Source organism: Aeromonas sp. HMWF017, assembly GCF_003061465.1.
Taxonomy (GTDB): Bacteria; Pseudomonadota; Gammaproteobacteria; order Enterobacterales; family Aeromonadaceae; genus Aeromonas; species Aeromonas veronii.
This window is the reverse complement of sequence record NZ_QAJD01000039.1, coordinates 20,597-37,288: the sequence shown is the minus strand read 5'-3', so window position 1 is coordinate 37,288 and position 16,692 is coordinate 20,597. Positions and strand designations below refer to the sequence as shown.

The 16,692-nt window shown below is 58.7% G+C and carries 20 protein-coding genes; 11 read left to right on the top strand and 9 right to left on the bottom strand.

Annotated features, from left to right (window positions below):
- The 7 genes from DBR30_RS03175 to DBR30_RS03145 all read left to right on the top strand — a co-directional run.
- Nucleotides 1–834, top strand: an 834-nt coding sequence (locus DBR30_RS03175; RefSeq protein WP_108588185.1) for an NAD(P)/FAD-dependent oxidoreductase, incomplete at its 5' end; no start/stop codon positions are given.
- Complete coding sequence (locus tag DBR30_RS03170; protein WP_108542614.1) at nucleotides 831–1,613, top strand: DUF1365 domain-containing protein; 783 nt, start codon at nucleotides 831–833, stop codon at nucleotides 1,611–1,613. The genes DBR30_RS03175 and DBR30_RS03170, both read left to right, overlap by 4 nt.
- Complete coding sequence (locus DBR30_RS03165) at nucleotides 1,613–2,869, top strand: SAM-dependent methyltransferase (RefSeq protein WP_108542615.1); 1,257 nt, start codon at nucleotides 1,613–1,615, stop codon at nucleotides 2,867–2,869. The genes DBR30_RS03170 and DBR30_RS03165 overlap by 1 nt, the downstream gene beginning before the upstream one ends.
- A gap of 2 nt (nucleotides 2,870–2,871) precedes the next feature.
- Nucleotides 2,872–3,348, top strand: coding sequence for a DUF2878 domain-containing protein (locus DBR30_RS03160; RefSeq protein WP_108542616.1), 477 nt, complete (start codon nucleotides 2,872–2,874; stop codon nucleotides 3,346–3,348).
- On the top strand, nucleotides 3,345–3,566 hold the full coding sequence (locus DBR30_RS03155; RefSeq protein WP_005338671.1) for a TIGR02450 family Trp-rich protein: 222 nt from the start codon (nucleotides 3,345–3,347) through the stop codon (nucleotides 3,564–3,566). Before DBR30_RS03160 ends, DBR30_RS03155 begins: the two co-directional genes overlap by 4 nt.
- Nucleotides 3,523–4,065, top strand: a complete 543-nt coding sequence (locus DBR30_RS03150) for a chalcone isomerase family protein (protein WP_181363476.1) — start codon at nucleotides 3,523–3,525, stop codon at nucleotides 4,063–4,065. The genes DBR30_RS03155 and DBR30_RS03150 overlap by 44 nt, the downstream gene beginning before the upstream one ends.
- 14 nt (nucleotides 4,066–4,079) lie before the next feature.
- The gene (locus DBR30_RS03145) at nucleotides 4,080–4,619 is read left to right on the top strand and encodes a DUF3833 domain-containing protein (RefSeq protein WP_021230326.1); all 540 of its coding nucleotides are present in this window, start codon (nucleotides 4,080–4,082) and stop codon (nucleotides 4,617–4,619) included.
- A gap of 73 nt (nucleotides 4,620–4,692) precedes the next feature.
- Here DBR30_RS03145 and nqrM read toward each other — a convergent pair whose 3' ends face one another.
- The 9 genes from nqrM to DBR30_RS03100 all read right to left on the bottom strand — a co-directional run bounded on the left by nqrM (nucleotide 4,693) and on the right by DBR30_RS03100 (nucleotide 12,552).
- On the bottom strand, nucleotides 4,693–4,917 hold the full coding sequence (nqrM, locus tag DBR30_RS03140; RefSeq protein WP_005338668.1) for a (Na+)-NQR maturation NqrM: 225 nt from the start codon (nucleotides 4,915–4,917) through the stop codon (nucleotides 4,693–4,695).
- Nucleotides 4,918–4,926: 9 nt separating this feature from the next.
- Nucleotides 4,927–5,964, bottom strand: a complete 1,038-nt coding sequence (locus DBR30_RS03135; RefSeq protein ID WP_005338666.1) for an FAD:protein FMN transferase ApbE — start codon at nucleotides 5,962–5,964, stop codon at nucleotides 4,927–4,929.
- A gap of 3 nt (nucleotides 5,965–5,967) precedes the next feature.
- Nucleotides 5,968–7,191, bottom strand: a complete 1,224-nt coding sequence (gene nqrF / locus DBR30_RS03130; protein WP_108541720.1) for an NADH:ubiquinone reductase (Na(+)-transporting) subunit F — start codon at nucleotides 7,189–7,191, stop codon at nucleotides 5,968–5,970.
- Nucleotides 7,192–7,223: 32 nt separating this feature from the next.
- Nucleotides 7,224–7,820, bottom strand: coding sequence for an NADH:ubiquinone reductase (Na(+)-transporting) subunit E (gene nqrE / locus DBR30_RS03125; RefSeq protein WP_005338645.1), 597 nt, complete (start codon nucleotides 7,818–7,820; stop codon nucleotides 7,224–7,226).
- A gap of 3 nt (nucleotides 7,821–7,823) precedes the next feature.
- The gene (locus tag DBR30_RS03120; protein WP_005338644.1) at nucleotides 7,824–8,456 is read right to left on the bottom strand and encodes an NADH:ubiquinone reductase (Na(+)-transporting) subunit D; all 633 of its coding nucleotides are present in this window, start codon (nucleotides 8,454–8,456) and stop codon (nucleotides 7,824–7,826) included.
- On the bottom strand, nucleotides 8,449–9,237 hold the full coding sequence (locus DBR30_RS03115) for a Na(+)-translocating NADH-quinone reductase subunit C (protein WP_005349682.1): 789 nt from the start codon (nucleotides 9,235–9,237) through the stop codon (nucleotides 8,449–8,451). The genes DBR30_RS03120 and DBR30_RS03115 overlap by 8 nt, the downstream gene beginning before the upstream one ends.
- Nucleotides 9,227–10,456 carry an NADH:ubiquinone reductase (Na(+)-transporting) subunit B gene (locus DBR30_RS03110; protein WP_005338642.1) on the bottom strand — a complete coding sequence of 410 codons (1,230 nt, stop codon included), beginning with the start codon at nucleotides 10,454–10,456 and terminating at the stop codon, nucleotides 9,227–9,229. Before DBR30_RS03110 ends, DBR30_RS03115 begins: the two co-directional genes overlap by 11 nt.
- 3 nt (nucleotides 10,457–10,459) lie before the next feature.
- On the bottom strand, nucleotides 10,460–11,803 hold the full coding sequence (locus DBR30_RS03105) for a Na(+)-translocating NADH-quinone reductase subunit A (protein ID WP_005349684.1): 1,344 nt from the start codon (nucleotides 11,801–11,803) through the stop codon (nucleotides 10,460–10,462).
- Between the two features lie 434 nt (nucleotides 11,804–12,237).
- Nucleotides 12,238–12,552, bottom strand: a complete 315-nt coding sequence (locus DBR30_RS03100; RefSeq protein WP_019445891.1) for a BolA family protein — start codon at nucleotides 12,550–12,552, stop codon at nucleotides 12,238–12,240.
- A gap of 204 nt (nucleotides 12,553–12,756) precedes the next feature.
- On the opposite strand from DBR30_RS03100, the gene DBR30_RS03095 reads away from it, so the two are divergent.
- From DBR30_RS03095 to DBR30_RS03080, 4 genes are all read left to right on the top strand, one after another.
- On the top strand, nucleotides 12,757–13,890 hold the full coding sequence (locus DBR30_RS03095) for a methyltransferase (protein ID WP_108541721.1): 1,134 nt from the start codon (nucleotides 12,757–12,759) through the stop codon (nucleotides 13,888–13,890).
- A 17-nt stretch (nucleotides 13,891–13,907) separates the two neighbouring features.
- Nucleotides 13,908–14,492 carry a YajG family lipoprotein gene (locus DBR30_RS03090; RefSeq protein ID WP_005349692.1) on the top strand — a complete coding sequence of 195 codons (585 nt, stop codon included), beginning with the start codon at nucleotides 13,908–13,910 and terminating at the stop codon, nucleotides 14,490–14,492.
- 2 nt (nucleotides 14,493–14,494) lie between these two features.
- On the top strand, nucleotides 14,495–15,082 hold the full coding sequence (locus tag DBR30_RS03085; protein ID WP_069529625.1) for a peptidylprolyl isomerase: 588 nt from the start codon (nucleotides 14,495–14,497) through the stop codon (nucleotides 15,080–15,082).
- A 173-nt stretch (nucleotides 15,083–15,255) separates the two neighbouring features.
- Nucleotides 15,256–16,635, top strand: a complete 1,380-nt coding sequence (locus DBR30_RS03080; RefSeq protein ID WP_040068511.1) for an AmpG family muropeptide MFS transporter — start codon at nucleotides 15,256–15,258, stop codon at nucleotides 16,633–16,635.
- Nucleotides 16,636–16,692: the final 57 nt, after the last annotated feature.

The following is a 16,692-nucleotide window of genomic DNA, read 5'->3' as shown; positions in this document are numbered from 1 at the left end:
ACGGGGCCCGAGCTGACCCTGGGGGATTTTTTGCTGGCGGGGGAGGTTAGCGACTACTTCGCCCGCCACTACATCTTGCCGATGGGAGCGGCGATCTGGTCATCGACCCTGGCCGATATGCGCGCCTTCCCCCTTGGCTTCTTCCTGCGCTTTTTTGCCAACCATGGCCTGCTGGATGTGGCCAATCGCCCTCAGTGGTACGTGATCCCGGGTGGCTCGCGGGAATATATCGGCCCCCTTACCGCGGGTTGGCAGTCGCAGATCCGCCTCGCCTGTCCGGTGCAGAGCGTACGGCGGGACGCGGACGGCGTGGTGATCCAGAGCAGTTACGGTGAGGAGCGGTTTGACGAGGTGATCTTCGCCTGCCACAGCGATCAGGCGCTGGCGCTGCTGGCAGATCCCGGCGAGCGGGAGCAGGCTATTCTCGGCGACATGCCCTATCAGGCCAACGATGTCTGGCTCCATACCGATGCTCGCTGCCTGCCCACCCGCCGCAAGGCATGGGCCAGCTGGAACTATCAGCTCGATGGCAATGACGAGGCGCGGCCGCTGGTGAGCTACAACATGAACATCCTGCAGGGGGTGAACTCGCCGGAGCCCTTCTGCGTCAGCCTCAACCCCAAGGGCAAGGTGGATGAGAGCAAGGTACTGCGCCGCTTCGTCTACCACCATCCGGTGTTCAATCAGGCCTCCATCGCCGCTCAGCAGCGGCGCGCGGAGATCTGCGGCCAGCAGCACACCCATTTTTGTGGCGCCTACTGGTACAACGGCTTCCACGAGGATGGGGTGCGCAGCGCGCTGGATGTCGCCAGGCGCTTCGGAGCCGAGCTATGAACGGCGCCACCGTGGCCACCGAACATGAGCGTACAGACGAACTGGCTGGCGTCACCAGCGCCATCTGGCAGGGCTCGGTGCGCCACCGCCGTTTTGCACCGCGGGCTCACGCCTTCTCCTACAGCCTTTTTATGCTGGGACTGGATCTCGACGAGCTGCCACAGCTCGATCAGGGGCGCTGGTTCGGGGTGGAGCGGGCTGGGCTGCTCTCGTTTCACCGCCATGACTATCTCAAGGGGAGTGAGGGAAGCCTCAAGCAGGCGGTGTGGCAGAAGGTGAGCGAGCTGGGTGGCGATGCCGAGCCCGATGGGCGGGTACTGCTGCTCGGCAATGTGCGCTGTCTGGGCTTCTACTTCAGCCCGGTCAACTTCTACTTCTGCTACCGGCAGGGCGAGGCGCGCTATCTGCTGGCAGAGGTGTCGAACACCCCCTGGAACGAGCGTCACTACTACCTGCTGGATCTGGCGGCGCTGGCACCCCATGACAAGGATTTTCACGTCTCCCCCTTTATGGGGCTGGCAATGAGTTATCACTGGCGGATCAGGCCGCCCGTGCAGGAGACCCTGATCCATATCGAAAGTCATCCCGTATCCGGTGAAGCCAAGCTGTTTGACGCCACTCTGGCGCTCACTCGCGAACCCTTGTCGCGCAAGGGGCTGGTGGCCCTGCTGGCCCGCTGGCCATGGATGACCATGAAGGTGCTGCTCGGGATCTACTGGCAGGCCCTGCGTCTATTTATCAAACGAACCCCGATTTTTACCCATCCGGAGAGCCGCTAATGGAACTTGCTCAATCAACCCTCTCTGCCTCTTTCATCGACAAGGGGGCAAGACAACTGCTGCTCAATCTGCTGGGTCGCCTCGAACATGGCCAGCTGCTGCTGCGGGATGGCGGTGAGCGCCACAGCTTTGGCGTCGCGGGTACCGATCTGCATGCCGAACTGGTGGTGCAGGATCCGACCTTCTATCGTCGCCTGTTGCTGGGGGGCAGCATTGCCGCCGGAGAAACCTGGGTGGAGGGACTCTGGACCAGCCCGGATCCGGTGGCGCTGGTGCGGCTGCTGGCCCGCAATCTGACCCTGCTCGACTCCCTCGAGCGGCGCCTCGGCTGGCTCAGTTTCCCGTTCAACAAGGTGCGCCACTGGCTCAACCGCAATACCTTGACCGGTTCGCGCTCCAACATCGCCGCCCACTACGATCTCGGCAATACCCTCTATCAGGGGTTTCTCGACAGCCATATGCAGTACTCGAGCGCCATCTATCCGAGCGCCGAGGCCACTCTGGAAGAGGGGCAGCAGGCCAAGTTGCGCACCATCTGCGAGCGGCTGGAGCTGGTGCCTGACGATCATCTGCTGGAGATCGGCACCGGCTGGGGTGGCCTTGCTGTCTATGCCGCCCGCCACTATGGCTGCCGGGTGACCACCACGACTATCTCCCGGGCCCAGCATGACTACGCCAAGGAGTGGATTGCGCGGGAGGGGCTGGGGGATCGCATCACCTTGCTGCTGGAGGATTACCGCAAGCTGGAGGGGACCTATGACAAGCTGGTCTCCATCGAGATGATCGAGGCGGTAGGGCACGCCTTTCTGCCCGACTATTTCCGCCAGTTGTCACGGCTGCTCAAACCCAGTGGCCGTCTGCTCATTCAGGCCATCACCATCGCCGATCAGCGCCATGCCCAATACTTGCGCGGAGTCGATTTTATCCAGCGTTACATCTTCCCCGGTGGCTGCCTGCCGAGCGTCTCCCAGATGGCGGGGTTGCTGGCGCGGGAGACTGACATGCAGCTGGTGCGGTTGCACGATCACGGTCATCACTATGCCCGCACCCTGGCTCACTGGTGCGAGCGCTTTCTGGCGTTGGCGCCCGAGCTGCCCAAGCTCGGTTACAGCCAGGATTTCATCCGGTTGTGGCACTTCTACTTCGCCTATTGCGAGGGGGGATTCTGGGAGCGCACCATCAGTCTGGTGCAGTTGGAGGCCGCCAAGCCAGGGCCTGCTGGCTGGTCGGGTGATGTGCCAGTAAGCGGTCACTGACCATGTGGCAGTGGGCTCACCTGCTGGGATTCAACCTCTACTGGTTGCTGGCGGTGAAGTGGCAGCAGCCGGGCCCGCTGCTGGCAATGTTGCTGCTGCACTTTATCTTCTCACCCAGCCGCCTGCGTGACTGGCGGCTGCTCCCCATCGCGGTTGCTGGCTGTCTGCTGGATGTGCTGCTCTGGCAGCTCGGCCTGTTCCGGTTCCCGTCCGGTTTTCCCCTCTGGCTGGTGCTGCTCTGGCTCGGTTTTGCCCTTACGCTGGGCCACGGTATGCGCTGGCTGCTGCGTCTGCCTCGCTGGCAGCAGGCACTGTTTGGCGTGTTTGGCGGTGCCTCCTCCTATGTGGCGGGGGCCGCCATGGGGGCAGTAAACTTACCCTGGGGCATCTGGATCAGCACGGCGCTGCTGGCAGTGATCTGGATGTGGTGGTTACCCGTACTCCTGTGGGTAATGGTCAAGCTGGAGGGTGAGTCATGACAAACACCTTTTCGACCGACTCGTTGCTTTTTTCCAAATGGACCAAAGAGAGCCAGCATGAGCTGACTGATCGCTTCTATCTGGTGGTTGCCTGCCAGCGGGATGCGCAGGGGCAGCTGGTGCAGGTGGTGATGCAGGATATCAACACCCTGCAGGAACAGGAGATGGACTGGCATGAACTCGAAGACCCCAACCACTGGCATATGGGGTGGAATTAACCCGCTACTGCTGGCGTTTACGCTCTTTGCTGCCACCGCGGTGCAGGCTTCTGCCGCCCCCTGGCAGCAGCTGCACCCGGTCGGGCAGGGGGAGATGAACTGGCTCTGGTTCAAGCTCTACGATGCCACCCTCTACAGTGAAAGCGGGCACTATCAGCCCGGTCACTATCCGCAAGCCCTGACCCTCACCTATGCCAGAGCCATCGAGCGGCAAGATCTGCTGAGCGCCACTGCCGCCGAGTGGCAGCGACTCGGTCTTGGCTCCGACGCTGAACGTCAGCGCTGGCTCGGCCAGCTCGCTGCACTCTGGCCCGATGTGCAGGCAGGCGACAAGCTCACCTTCTATGTCGACAAGGGCGGGGCAGGCCACTTCTGGTTGCAGGAGAAGTCCCTCGGGACTCTGGCCGATCCGCAATTCTCGGCCGCTTTTCTCGCCATCTGGCTGGCTGACAACAGCCGCGATCCCGCCCTGACCCGCCGCCTGCGTGGCCAACTCTGAACATGGAGTCTCTGATGTCTTTCTATCGTGCATACCGCTGGTTGCTGTTGCTCCCTTTTTTGCTGCTGAGCGGCTGTGGTGCCAGTCTCGATGACTATCGAGGGCAGGGGCCAAACTGGGATCTCGCCCGTTTCTTCAACGGTAAATTAGTGGCTCACGGCTTGGTAACCGACCGCAGCGGCGAAGTGACCAGTCGCTTTCGGGTCGAGATGGTGGGTCGTTGGAAGGATGGCAAGGGAGAGCTGTTCGAGCAGTTCTACTTTGACGATGGCCGCCAGCAGACCCGTACCTGGTATCTGAGCAAGGGGGTTGACGGTCACTGGCGAGGTACTGCTTCCGATGTGGTGGGAGAGGCGGTGGGTAAAAGCGAAGGGTTCGCCCTCAACTGGCGTTATCAGCTCGATCTGGCGCTACCGGATGGCGAGGTGGTGCGGGTGAGCTTCGATGACTGGATGTACCTGCTGGACGAAGAGCGTCTGATCAATCGTGCCGAGATCAGCAAGTTCGGTATCCATCTTGGCGAGGTGATCCTCTATATCGAACGTCAGCCCTGACCGTTAACGCAAGATAACGACCAGTAAAAAGCGCGCCGGGGGCGCGCTTTTGTTTATCGAAAAATCAGAGTCATCAGATGATGCGGTTCTCTTCCAGCATCTTGCGACGGGCCTCTTCCTTGGCCATCTTCTTCTTGCGGTTGTCGCAGGGTTCCGGGCAATCGCACTCTTTCTCGATGCCGACGCTACCCAGACCGCCGCAGGAGCCGGAGATGGTCTTCTTCTGGAAGATGTAACCGATAGCCATGGCGGCTATCACCAGCATGAATACCCCGAAGGTGATCAGAAAAATCTGCATCTCTACCTCTTACTTCTTGACCAGATAGGGTTTGAAGGCATCGGAGTAAGCCTCTTCAAAGCCGTTGTCCGTCTTGGTGATCACGAAGATCGCCAGGCCGCGCTCGTTGGCATAGGCCAGGCTCTTCTCGGTCCCCATCACCATAAACACGGTGGCCAACCCGTCTGCGGTCATGCAGGAAGGGTGGATCACGGTGACCGATACCAGACGGTGCTGGATCGGCTTGCCGCTGCGCGGATCTATGGTGTGGGAGAAGCGCTGACCATCCAGTTCATAGTAGTTGCGGTAATCGCCGGAGGTAGCCACCCCGTTATCACCGGGCACGATCACCTCTTGCACCGTGCCGGTGCCTGCGGTTGGCTTCTCGATGGCCACGCGCCAGGGGTGACCCTTGCCGTTGACGCCATTGATCCGCAGCTCGCCGCCAATCTCCACCAGATAGTTGCGCGCACCCAGTGACTCCAGATACTCGGCTACCTTGTCCACACCAAAGCCCTTGGCGATGGCAGAGAGATCGACGTAGAGATCCGGAATGTCTTTTTGCAGGGTATCGGCATCCACCGAGGTGATGACGTGCAGGTTGCCCAGACCGGTCTTCTGGCGAGTCTGGGTGATCAGCTCGTCGGAGGGGACCTTGGTCGGCTTCTTGTCCGGGCCAAAGCCCCACAGATTGACCAAGGGGCCAACGGTGACGTCCAGCGCCCCCTGGCTCTCACGGCCAATGTGAATGGCCTCTGTGACGACCCGTGCGGTATCGCGGGAGACCACTACCGGTTTGTTGTCACGGCTCTGGTTGAAGCGCGACAGTTCGGAATCGGGGCGATAGGTCGACATCTGGTCGTTGACCCGCTCCAGCAAGACATCCACCTCAGCTTGAAGCTTGGCCGGATCGCTGATGGCGCTGTCCGCCACCTTGATGGAGTAGTAAGTGCCCATGGTGCTACCGGTGATGTGGATCTCCGGCTTGGATTGGACCGTCTCCTGACCGCACCCAGTCAAGAAAAAGGCTAGCCCGAAGGCTAGCCAGGTCTTTACAACACTGTGCATGGATTAACCACCAAAGTCATCCAACAGGATGTTTTCGTCTTCAACGCCCAAGTCTTTGAGCATGTTGATGACGGCAGCGTTCATCACCGGAGGTCCACACATGTAGAACTCGCAATCTTCCGGTGCTTCGTGGTTCTTGAGATAGTTCTCGTAGAGCACGTTGTGGATGAAGCCGGTGTAGCCGTCCCAGTTGTCTTCCGGTTGCGGATCAGACAGCGCGACGTTCCAGGTGAAGTTCTCGTTCTCGGCGGCGAGCATGTCAAAGTCTTCGACATAGAACATTTCGCGCTTGGAACGGGCACCGTACCAGAAGCTCATCTTGCGCTTGGACTTCAGGCGACGCAGCTGGTCGAAGATATGGGAACGCATCGGCGCCATACCTGCACCACCACCGATGAATACCATTTCGGCATCGGTGTCCTTGGCGAAGAACTCACCGAACGGACCGGAGATAGTCACTTTGTCGCCAGCCTTCAGGCTGAAGATGTAGGAGGACATCTGTCCCGGAGGGGCAGTCCAGTTGCTGGGCGGCGGGGTCGCGATACGCACGTTCAGCATGATGATGCCGAACTCTTCCGGATAGTTGGCCATGGAGTAGGCACGGATGATCGGCTCATCGACCTTGGACTCCAGCTCAAAAATCTTGAAGCGATCCCAGTCACCGCGATACTCCTCGGGAATATCGAAGTTCTTGTAGTGCACGTGGTGAGCCGGGGCTTCAATCTGGATATAACCACCGGCGCGGAACGGTACGCTCTCGCCATCGGGGATCTGCAGCTTGAGCTCCTTGATGAAGGTGGCCTTGTTATCGTTGGAGATAACAGTACATTCCCACTTCTTCACCCCGAAGATCTCTTCCGGCAGTTCGATATCCATGTCGGAGCGAACGGTAACCTGACAGGCCAGACGCTCGCCATGACGGGCTTCGCCCTTGCTGATGTGATCCATTTCGGTCGGCAGAATGTCGCCGCCACCGGATTTCACCCGTACCTTGCACTGGCCGCAGGAGCCACCGCCGCCACAGGCGGAGGAGACGAAGATACCGCTGCCAGCCAGCACGCCGAGCAGCTTGCCACCGGCCGGGCTGGTCACAGCCTTGGCCGGGTCACCATTGATGCTGATTGTCACGTCGCCCGCGGTCACCAGCTTGGACTTGGCGAACAGAATGACTGCCACCAGTGCCAGCAGGATCACGGTAAACATGACCACACCCAAAATAATTTCCATCTATCGTTCCTTTCTGATTGCAGGAAAGCCGATTACAGGGAGATACCAGAGAAGGACATGAAGCCCAGCGCCATCAGACCGGCGGTGATGAAGGTGATGCCCAGACCGCGCAGGCCTTCCGGAACATCGGAGTACTTCATCTTCTCGCGGATACCAGCCAGCGCAACGATCGCCAGCATCCAGCCTGCCCCTGAACCCACACCGTAGACCACAGACTCCATGAAGTTGTAGTCACGCTGCACCATGAAGGAGACGCCACCGAAGATGGCGCAGTTCACGGTGATGAGCGGCAGGAAGATACCCAGCGCGTTGTAGAGTGCCGGGAAGTACTTGTCCAGCGCCATCTCCAGGATCTGTACCAGTGCTGCAATCACACCGATGAAGGTGATGAAGCTCAGGAAGCTCAGATCCAGACCGGATACCAGAGCGCCATCTTTAAGCACGTAGTTGTAGATCAGGTTGTTGGCAGGAACCGCGATGGTCTGCACCACAATAACGGCAATACCCAGACCCATGGAGGTCTTTACCTTCTTGGACACCGCCAGGAAGGTACACATCCCCAGGAAGAAGGAGAGTGCCAGGTTTTCGATGAAGATCGATTTAATCAACAGACTCAGATAGTGTTCCATACCTTAATCCTTCGCCTCCACCTGCTTGGGATCCTTGGTGCGTACGCCCCAAATGATCAGACCAATGATGAAGAATGCACTCGGCGGCAGCAGCAGCAGGCCGTTGGGCACATACCAGCCACCGTTGTTCACCAGCGGCAGCAGCTCGATGCCGAACCAGGTGCCGGAGCCCAGCAGTTCACGCACGGTCGCGACACTCAGCAGAATGGCACCATAGCCCAGACCGTTGCCGATACCATCCAGGAAGGAGGGCAGCGGGGCACTCTTCATGGCGTACGCTTCAGCGCGGCCCATTACGATACAGTTGGTGATGATCAGACCCACGAAGACCGACAGTTGCTTGGAGATGTCATAGGCATACGCCTTGAGCACCTGGTCAACCACGATAACCAGTGAGGCGATGATCGCCATCTGCACGATGATCCGGACGCTGTTCGGGATCTGGTTGCGGATCAGGGAGATGAACAGGTTTGAGAAGGCGGTGACCGCCATGACCGCGAGGGTCATTACAAACGCAGTTTTCATCTGGCTGGTAACCGCCAGTGCAGAACAGACACCCAGCACCTGCAAGGCGATGGGGTTGTTGCCCAGCACAGGCGTCAACAGCAACTTCTTCATTTCGCTCTTGTCAGCCATTGTTGATTTCTCCTGCACGAACCTTGGCCAGGAAAGGACCGAAGCCCTTGGGACCCATCCAGAAGTCGAAGGTATGCTGTACGCCGTTACCGGTCAGAGTGGCACCGGAGAGACCATCGATCTCGTGCTCGGAGCCCGCCGGAGCATGGCCCTTGATGACGCGCAGCGCCGGCATGCCATTCTGGTCGAACAGTTTCTTGTCCTTGAACAGCGCCTGCCAGGCCGGGTTTTCGATCTCGCCACCCAGACCCGGGGTTTCACCGTGGTCGTAGTAGGTGATGCCTTTGATAGTTTGGCCATCAGCGGCAACGGCGACGAAGGCATACATGGTCGACCACAGACCCTGACCATAGATGGGCAGGATGATGCTGTCGATCTTGCCTTCGGCATCCTTGGCGAAGAATACCGGGATCTGCTTGGAGATCTGACGCAGGCTGGCCTTGTCGTCAGCTGCGGCAAGACGGATGCTGCGGGCCGGATCTTTGGCTGCCAGCTTGGTGTCGAAGTTGTCGGCATCGCCGTCAACAAAGTCACCGGTTGCCAGATCCACCAGACGCGCTTCGATCTTCTCGCCATACAGTTTGGCCAGGTCGCGCTTGGCCACTTCGCTTACATCCACACCGGCTACGGCGAGAATGTTGCTCTGCTTGTCCAGCGCCTTGTTTTCCTGCTGGGTAGAACGCAGGCCCACAGCGGCAACGGATACCACGATGGAACAGGCCAGACACAGGCCGGTGACCACGCTGACGGTGCCGAGGGTTGAATCTTTATTAAACGCCACGAGCAATCCTCCGCTTGATGTTTGCCTGAGCGACGAAGTGGTCAAACAGGGGAGCAAACAGGTTCGCAAACAGAATGGCCAGCATCATGCCTTCCGGGAACGCAGGGTTGACCACGCGAACCAGCACGACCATTACGCCGATCAGGGCGCCATACCACCACTTGCCTTTGTTGGTAAAGGCTGCGGAGACAGGGTCGGTCGCCATGAAGGCCATACCGAAGGCGAAGCCACCCAGTACCAGATGCCAGTGCCACGGCATGTTGAACATGGGGTTGGTATCGGAACCGATGACGTTGAACAGCAGGGAGGTGGCGATCATACCGATCATCACGCCGGCGATGATACGCCAGGAGGCGATGCGCATGTAGACGATCATGGCGGCACCCAGCAGGATCATCAGGGTAGAGACTTCACCGATGGAACCCGGCAGGTTACCCAGGAAAGCGTCCATCCAGCTGATAGCCTGGCCGGTTGCACCGTTGATCAGCGCCATCTGGCCGCCTTGGGCCCACTGGCTCAGGGCAGTCGCGCCGGAGAAGCCGTCAACGGCAACCCACACGGCGTCACCGGAGATCTGGCCCGGGTAGGCGAAGAACAGGAACGCACGACCAGCCAGCGCCGGGTTCAGGAAGTTCTTGCCGGTACCACCGAACACCTCTTTGGCCATCACCACACCGAAGGTGATACCCAGCGCAGCTTGCCACAGGGGCAGCTCGGGCGGCACGATCAGGGCAAACAGGATGGAGGTCACGAAGAAGCCTTCGTTGATCTCGTGTTTGCGCACCATGGCGAACAGCACTTCCCAGAAACCACCGACAAAGAAGACGGTGATATAGATTGGGAAGAAGTGGGTGGCGCCAATCAGCATCTTGCTGCCGATACCGGCAACAGCCGGATCGAGGGAGGCGCCCAGCATGGTAGCCAGGGCATATTGCCAGCTGCTGGCACCAGCAGCCGAGCCCATGTGGGCAATGGCGGCAATTGCTTGGTTACCAACGTTGTACATGCCCCAGAACATGGCCGGGAACACGGCCAGCCACACCATGATCATCATGCGCTTCAGATCGAGCGCATCACGAACGTGGGAGGCGTTGCGGGTAACGCTACCCGGGGTGTAGAACAGGGTGTACGCCGCTTCGAACAGGGCATAGTACTTGGCGTACTTTCCACCCGGTTCGAAGTGGTGTTCCATATTTTCAAGAAGTTGCTTGAAACTCATCGCTTAACCTTCCAGTTCAATCTTGGTCAGGCACTCACGCAAGATCGGGCCGTACTCTGTCTTGCCGGGGCAGACAAAGGTACAGAGCGCCAAATCTTCCTCATCCAGCTCCAGGCAGCCCAGTGCTTGCGCACCGTCGGTATCGCCGGAGACCATGTCCCGCAGCAGCAGGGTCGGCAGGATGTCGAGCGGCATCACCCGCTCATAGTTGCCGATAGGCACCATGGAACGGTCACTACCGTTGGTAGTGGTGGTGAAGTTGATCAGCTTGCCCTTCATCAGATGAGAGAGGGTGGTACGGGTGATAGAGAACTTGTTGGCGCTGGGGTTGATCCAGCCCAGGAACTCTTTCTCGCGACCTTCACCCAGCACGCAAACCTGATTGTGGTAGCGGCCCAGGTAGTCGTGAACACCTTCGGCTTTGGCACCACTCAGGATAGAACCAGAGATGATACGGTTTTCGTCGGCACGCAGCTCATTGTTGGTGAGCTGGCTGATGCAGGCGCCCAGACGGGTACGCAGCAGACGCGGCTTGAGCACGTTCGGGCCAGCCAGCGCGATCACCTTGTCAGTGAAGATCTGACCGGTGGTGAACAGCTTGCCGAATGCAATCACATCCTGATAGTTGATGTGCCACTGCACCTTGGTGCTGCTGACCGGATCTAGGAAGTGGATATGGGTACCCGGCAGACCGGCAGGGTGCGGACCAACGAAGATCTCTTCCTTGACCTGAGCCAGCGGAGAGTGGGGCAGACTGCCTTCGCCTTTACAGACGTAGACGGCGCCGTCGGTCAGGCGGGTCAATACGGCCAGACCATCGAGGAAGGCCTGCGGCTGTTCCTTGATAATCAGCTCGGCATCGGCTGCCAGCGGGTTGGTGTCCATTGCAGTCACAAAGATGGCGCGCGGGGCAGACGCTACCGCGGGGACTTTGCTGAACGGACGGGTACGCAACGCAGTCCACTGACCTGATGCGACCAGGATCTCTTGCACCTTGCTGCGCTCGAGCTTGGCCAGCTCGGCAGAGGCAAAATGCTCAAACGTCACCTGTTCATCGGAACCGTCCAGGTCGATGACCACAGACTGGAGAACACGTTTGGCACCACGGTTGATCTCTGAAACCACACCGGTGGCAGGAGCTGTGAATTTAACGCCCGGATTCTTCTTGTCTTCAAAAAGATCCTGACCTTTGATGACGCGATCACCTACTTTGACGAACATAGTAGGTCGCATCCCCACAAACTCCTCGCCCAGTGTCGCAACACGGGTGATGGCGGGGCCATCGTAGATTACTTGCTCTGGCGCACCCAGCACGGGGATGTCCAGTCCTCTTTTGATTGTAATCATACTTACTTGCACTACCGTTACGGGAGAGGTTGGTTAGCGCCGAGAAATACATCACGACGGGTGGTTGAATGAGTCGATGTTGTGGTTGCGCCAGGTGGGCAGGCTCAACAATTATTCAACATGCAGGCTCACTCAAAAGCGCTTGAGTTTACCACTTAAGGTGCATTTTCTGCCATGCCAAATGGGCAAAATCCCCGTGCCATCACAAAATTAACCTGCAATGAATAAGCCCCCGACACCTTGTAAGTAGTGGTTTTAAAGGTTTTTTTATTTCGATACCTCGATGGGGGTATTTGCCTTTGTCTCCACTATCAACAAAAAGCCTTGATGCCGAAATATACCCCCTTGGATGTAGCCTTTTCGGGGCCAATGGGGGAAATATGTTTAATTTTTGTTGGCAGGTTCTCGAGGGGAATCCTGTGGTACAACCGGTTTCAGGAGAGTGACGGTTTGCCAACGCAGCTCGGGGTGCGCGGGGCGTGGCCTTTTTCCTGCCACTCGGTCTCTGTGTAGGTATGCAGTGCCAGTGCATGAACGACACCGGCCAGCTCGTCGGCCAGCACCGAATTGACCTGACGATGACGGGCCAGCAGCCGCTGCCCTGCAAATTGCTCGCTGACGATCACCACCTTGAAGTGGCTCTCAGATCCCGGTTCCACACGGTGCATGTGGCTCTCGTTGATCACCTCCAGCACGGAGGGAGATAGGGCGGCGGTCAGCTTGGCTTCAATCAGTTGTTGGATGGTCATCGGATCGGCTTCCAGAGTGAATGTCGGGCCATTCTATCGGCAGTCGCGGGATGGAATAAGCCCCCGTAAGAGGGAAATCACCCGTCAGTTGCCCCCTTGATGCGCATCGAACTGGTGAAATTCCTGCTCCTCGCTAGAATAGCGCCACTTTGCGTCGCCCCTGGCGCCTGTATACACGAATCAAGCCGAGGTTGGACTCTTCCTATGCAAACCCTTCTCGACACTCCCCATTGCCAGCTCACGCTCTACCGCTATCCGCGCCAGAGTCAGGAGACCCTGCAAGCCTGGGATGCGGCTGACGAATACCTGATCAACACCCTGGCGGAGTCTCCCCTCGAGCAGGCGGACCCCGTCATCATCATGAATGACGGTTTTGGCGCGCTGGCCGCCTATCTGCATCCGCACTCCCCCTGCTGCGTCACCGACTCCTACATCAGTGAGCGGGCGACCCTGGCCAATCTGGCCGAAAATGGGCTGGATGCGGGTGGGATCCGCTTGCAGGATGCGCTGGCGCCGCTGCCCGATGCCCCTGCGCTGGTGGTGATCAAGGTCTCCAAATATCAGGCTCTATTGGAGCAGCAACTGCTAGCGCTGCGGGAGGTGGTGACACCGGCAACCCGCGTTATCGCTGCCGGCAAGGCGAAGGATATTCATACCTCCACCCTCAAGTTGTTCGAGAAGTATCTGGGGCCTACCCGTACCTCGCTGGCCTGGAAGAAGGCGCGCCTCATTCACTGCGAGCCGCAGGCAGAACGTCCCGCGCTGGCCAACCCCTTCCCGACTGTCTGGCCGCTGGAGGGGAGTGGCATGCTCATCCACAACCATGCCAACGTCTTCTCGCGCACCAGTCTCGATATCGGTGCCCGCTTTATGCTGGACAACCTGCCCATCCACAGTGCCCGCAAGGTGATCGATCTGGGCTGTGGCAACGGGGTGCTGGGTCTGTCGCTGCTCGCCAAAGATAGCGAGGTGGAGGTGACCTTTATCGATGAATCCTATATGGCGGTCGCCTCGGCACAGCTCAACGTCGAGCACAATCTGCCCGATGCACTGCCGCGCGCCCACTTTATGGTCAATAACTGTCTCGACGGGGTGGCGGTCGGCTCGGCGGATCGGATCCTCTGCAACCCTCCTTTCCATCAGTTGCAGGCGATCACCGATCATATTGCCTGGCAGATGTTCAGCGATGCGCACCGGGTGTTGCCTCAGGGGGGTGAACTCTGGATAGTAGGCAACCGTCATCTGGACTATCACAACAAACTCAAGCGCTTGTTTGCCAACGCACAAGTCGTTGCGTCGAACAGCAAATTCGTTATTTTGAAAGCCATCAAACGCTAAAGCCAAAGGAAACCATGATGAAAAAGTCACTCTTGCTGCTGGCCGCCCTGATGCTGGGCGGGTGTGCCACTCATTGGCCGGAGACGGCGCTGCTCAATCCGCAGGTGATCCCCGCCAACCAGCAATACTACTCTGGCAATCGCATCACCATGGAAGGGGTAGACAAGCGTGAGGCTGCCTACGTCTTCTCCATCAAACATAAAGAGAAAGCGCCCGTGCTGGTCAACAGTGAGCGTCCGCTCAACCTGCTGATGGCCGAGCGGCTGGCCGAAGGGCTGCGCAGCCAGGGTCTGGAAGTGGGCAACAGTGGCACCACCAACCTGACGCTGGTGATCTCCAACGCCGCAGTCAATGTGGAAGAGAAGACCTTTACCTATGTCACTAAGTCCCGCGTCAGCCTGCAGGTGATCGCCGATTTCCAGGGCAACCGTCTGACCAAGCAGTTCAATATGTCCTCCAGCAAGGAGAGCCCGAGCGAGCCAAGCATGGCCGACCTGGAGTCTACACTGAACCTGCAACTGGGTAGCGTGCTGCAGCAGATCATGGCGGATGATGCGCTGCGCGGTTACCTGAAAGGTCAACCGAACGGTGCAGGGGTCTGATGATGAAAAAACTCTGGTTGCTGGCCATGCTGATCGCCCCGCTGGCGTTCGCAGGCCCGAAAGTCAGAATGGAGACCAACCACGGCAATATCGTGGTGGAGCTGGCGTCCAAACAGGCGCCCCAGACGGTAAAGAACTTCCTGCGTTACGTGGCTGATGGCAGCTATGACGGCAGTATCTTCCACCGGGTGATCCAGGATTTCGTGGTGCAGGGTGGGGGCTACAACCAGCAGTTCCAGCAATTGCCGACTTATGAGCCTGTAGTCAACGAGTCGCGTGGCGGTCTGCCCAACAAGCGTGGCTCCATCGCTATGGCTCGCACCCAGGCGGTCGACAGCGCTACTCGCCAGTTCTACTTCAATCTGGTCGACAACAATAACCTCAACGCCGGTGGCTCTGCGGGTTATACCGTGTTCGGTCAGGTGGTGCAGGGGATGGAGGTGTTGGACAAGCTGGCTCAGGTACAGACCGGTTACAGCCCCATTCTGCGCGCCAACGATGTGCCGACCAGTCCCATCATTCTGAAGAAGGTGGTCTTGCTGGCAGAAACTCCGGCAGACAAGAAAGTCGACAAGAAAGCGAGCAAGTAACTCTCGCCGGACGCGGTTCGTCACCTTGCCCTCGCCATGCCACAATACAAGGCTCATCCCGTTCGGGATGGGCCTTTTCTCTATCCGGGCTTCTTTGACCTATCTCTTTGCTCGCCTTGGCTATCTGCCATCAACCTGCCAAAATGACGCACTTTTCCAAAGTTGTCAGGTAGTTGAACATGATCCGCAAACCAAGCTGGAGAGAGTCCCTCGCCGTCTATCTCGAATTTCGGGTGTTTATTCTCTTTGCCATGGGTTTTTCATCGGGTCTGCCGCTGCTGCTGGTGTTCGGTACCCTCTCATTCTGGTTGCGCGAGGCCGATGTCAGCCTGACCGATATCGGCTATATGAGCTGGGTGGCGCTCGCCTATGGCTTTAAATGGCTGTGGTCACCGCTGGTGGATCGCATGCCGCTGCCGTTGCTCTCCACGCTGCTGGGGCGTCGCCGCAGCTGGATGTTCTTCTCCCAGCTGTTGATTGCCGCCGCGCTGGTCGGCATGGCGTTCTGCGATCCCAAGACCGAGCTGGCTCAGTTGGCGATGTTTGCCCTGCTGGTGGCCTTTGCCTCGGCCACGCAGGATATCGTCATCGATGCCTATCGCATCGAATCCGCCCCCGAGCGGCTGCAGGCGGCGATGGCTGCCTCCTACATGACCGGTTACCGGCTGGCGATGATCATGGCGGGCGCCGGTGCGCTGGCGCTGGCAGCCTGGTTTGGCAGCAATAGTGGCTATGACTATCGTGGCTGGCAGATTACCTATCTGGTGATGGCGGGTCTGATGTCACTCGGGGTCATCACCACGCTGTTTTGCCACGAGCCGGAAATCGATCTGGCCGAGCAGGGCAAACAACAGGCCGAACGCAAGGCGCAGCTCCTGGAAAAAGGGTGGCCTGCGCTGCTGGCGAGTGCGGGGGCCTGGGGCTATGAGGCGGTCTGGTGTCCGTTTGCCGACTTCTTTCGTCGCTATGGCAGCTCGGCGCTGCTGATCCTGGCCCTGATCGCCTGCTATCGGGTTGCCGATGTGGTGATGGGGGTGATGTCCAACAGCTTCTATGTGGATATGCAGTTCAGCAAGACCGAGGTTGCGACTATTACCAAGGTGTTTGGCGTCATCATGACGTTAGTGGGAGCGGCGCTGGGGGGCGTGCTGGTGATGCGCTTCGGCACGCTGCGCATCCTGTTCTTGGGGGCGCTGCTCACCGCCAGCACCAACCTGCTGTTTGCCCTGCTCAATCAGGTTGGTCACAATCTGGAACTGCTGACGCTGATCATTTCCCTCGACAACCTCAGTGCCGGTATCGCGACCGCGGCCTTCGTGACCTATCTCTCCAGCCTGACCAATGTGGCATTTTCGGCCACTCAGTACGCCCTGTTCAGCTCGGTAATGTTGCTGCTACCCAAGTTGCTGGCTGGTTTTTCCGGGCAGGTTGTGGAGCAGATTGGCTACAGTGCCTTCTTTGTCGGAACCAGTTTATTGGGCTTGCCCGTGTTGTTGTTGATTGTGCTTGTCGCCAGAAAAGGGAGTGAGTTGCTCTCAACGGCTGACAAATAGCAAGCGTTTGCGTAGAATCGGGGGTGATTAGATTCACACTTCCGGATAAAGTTCCCG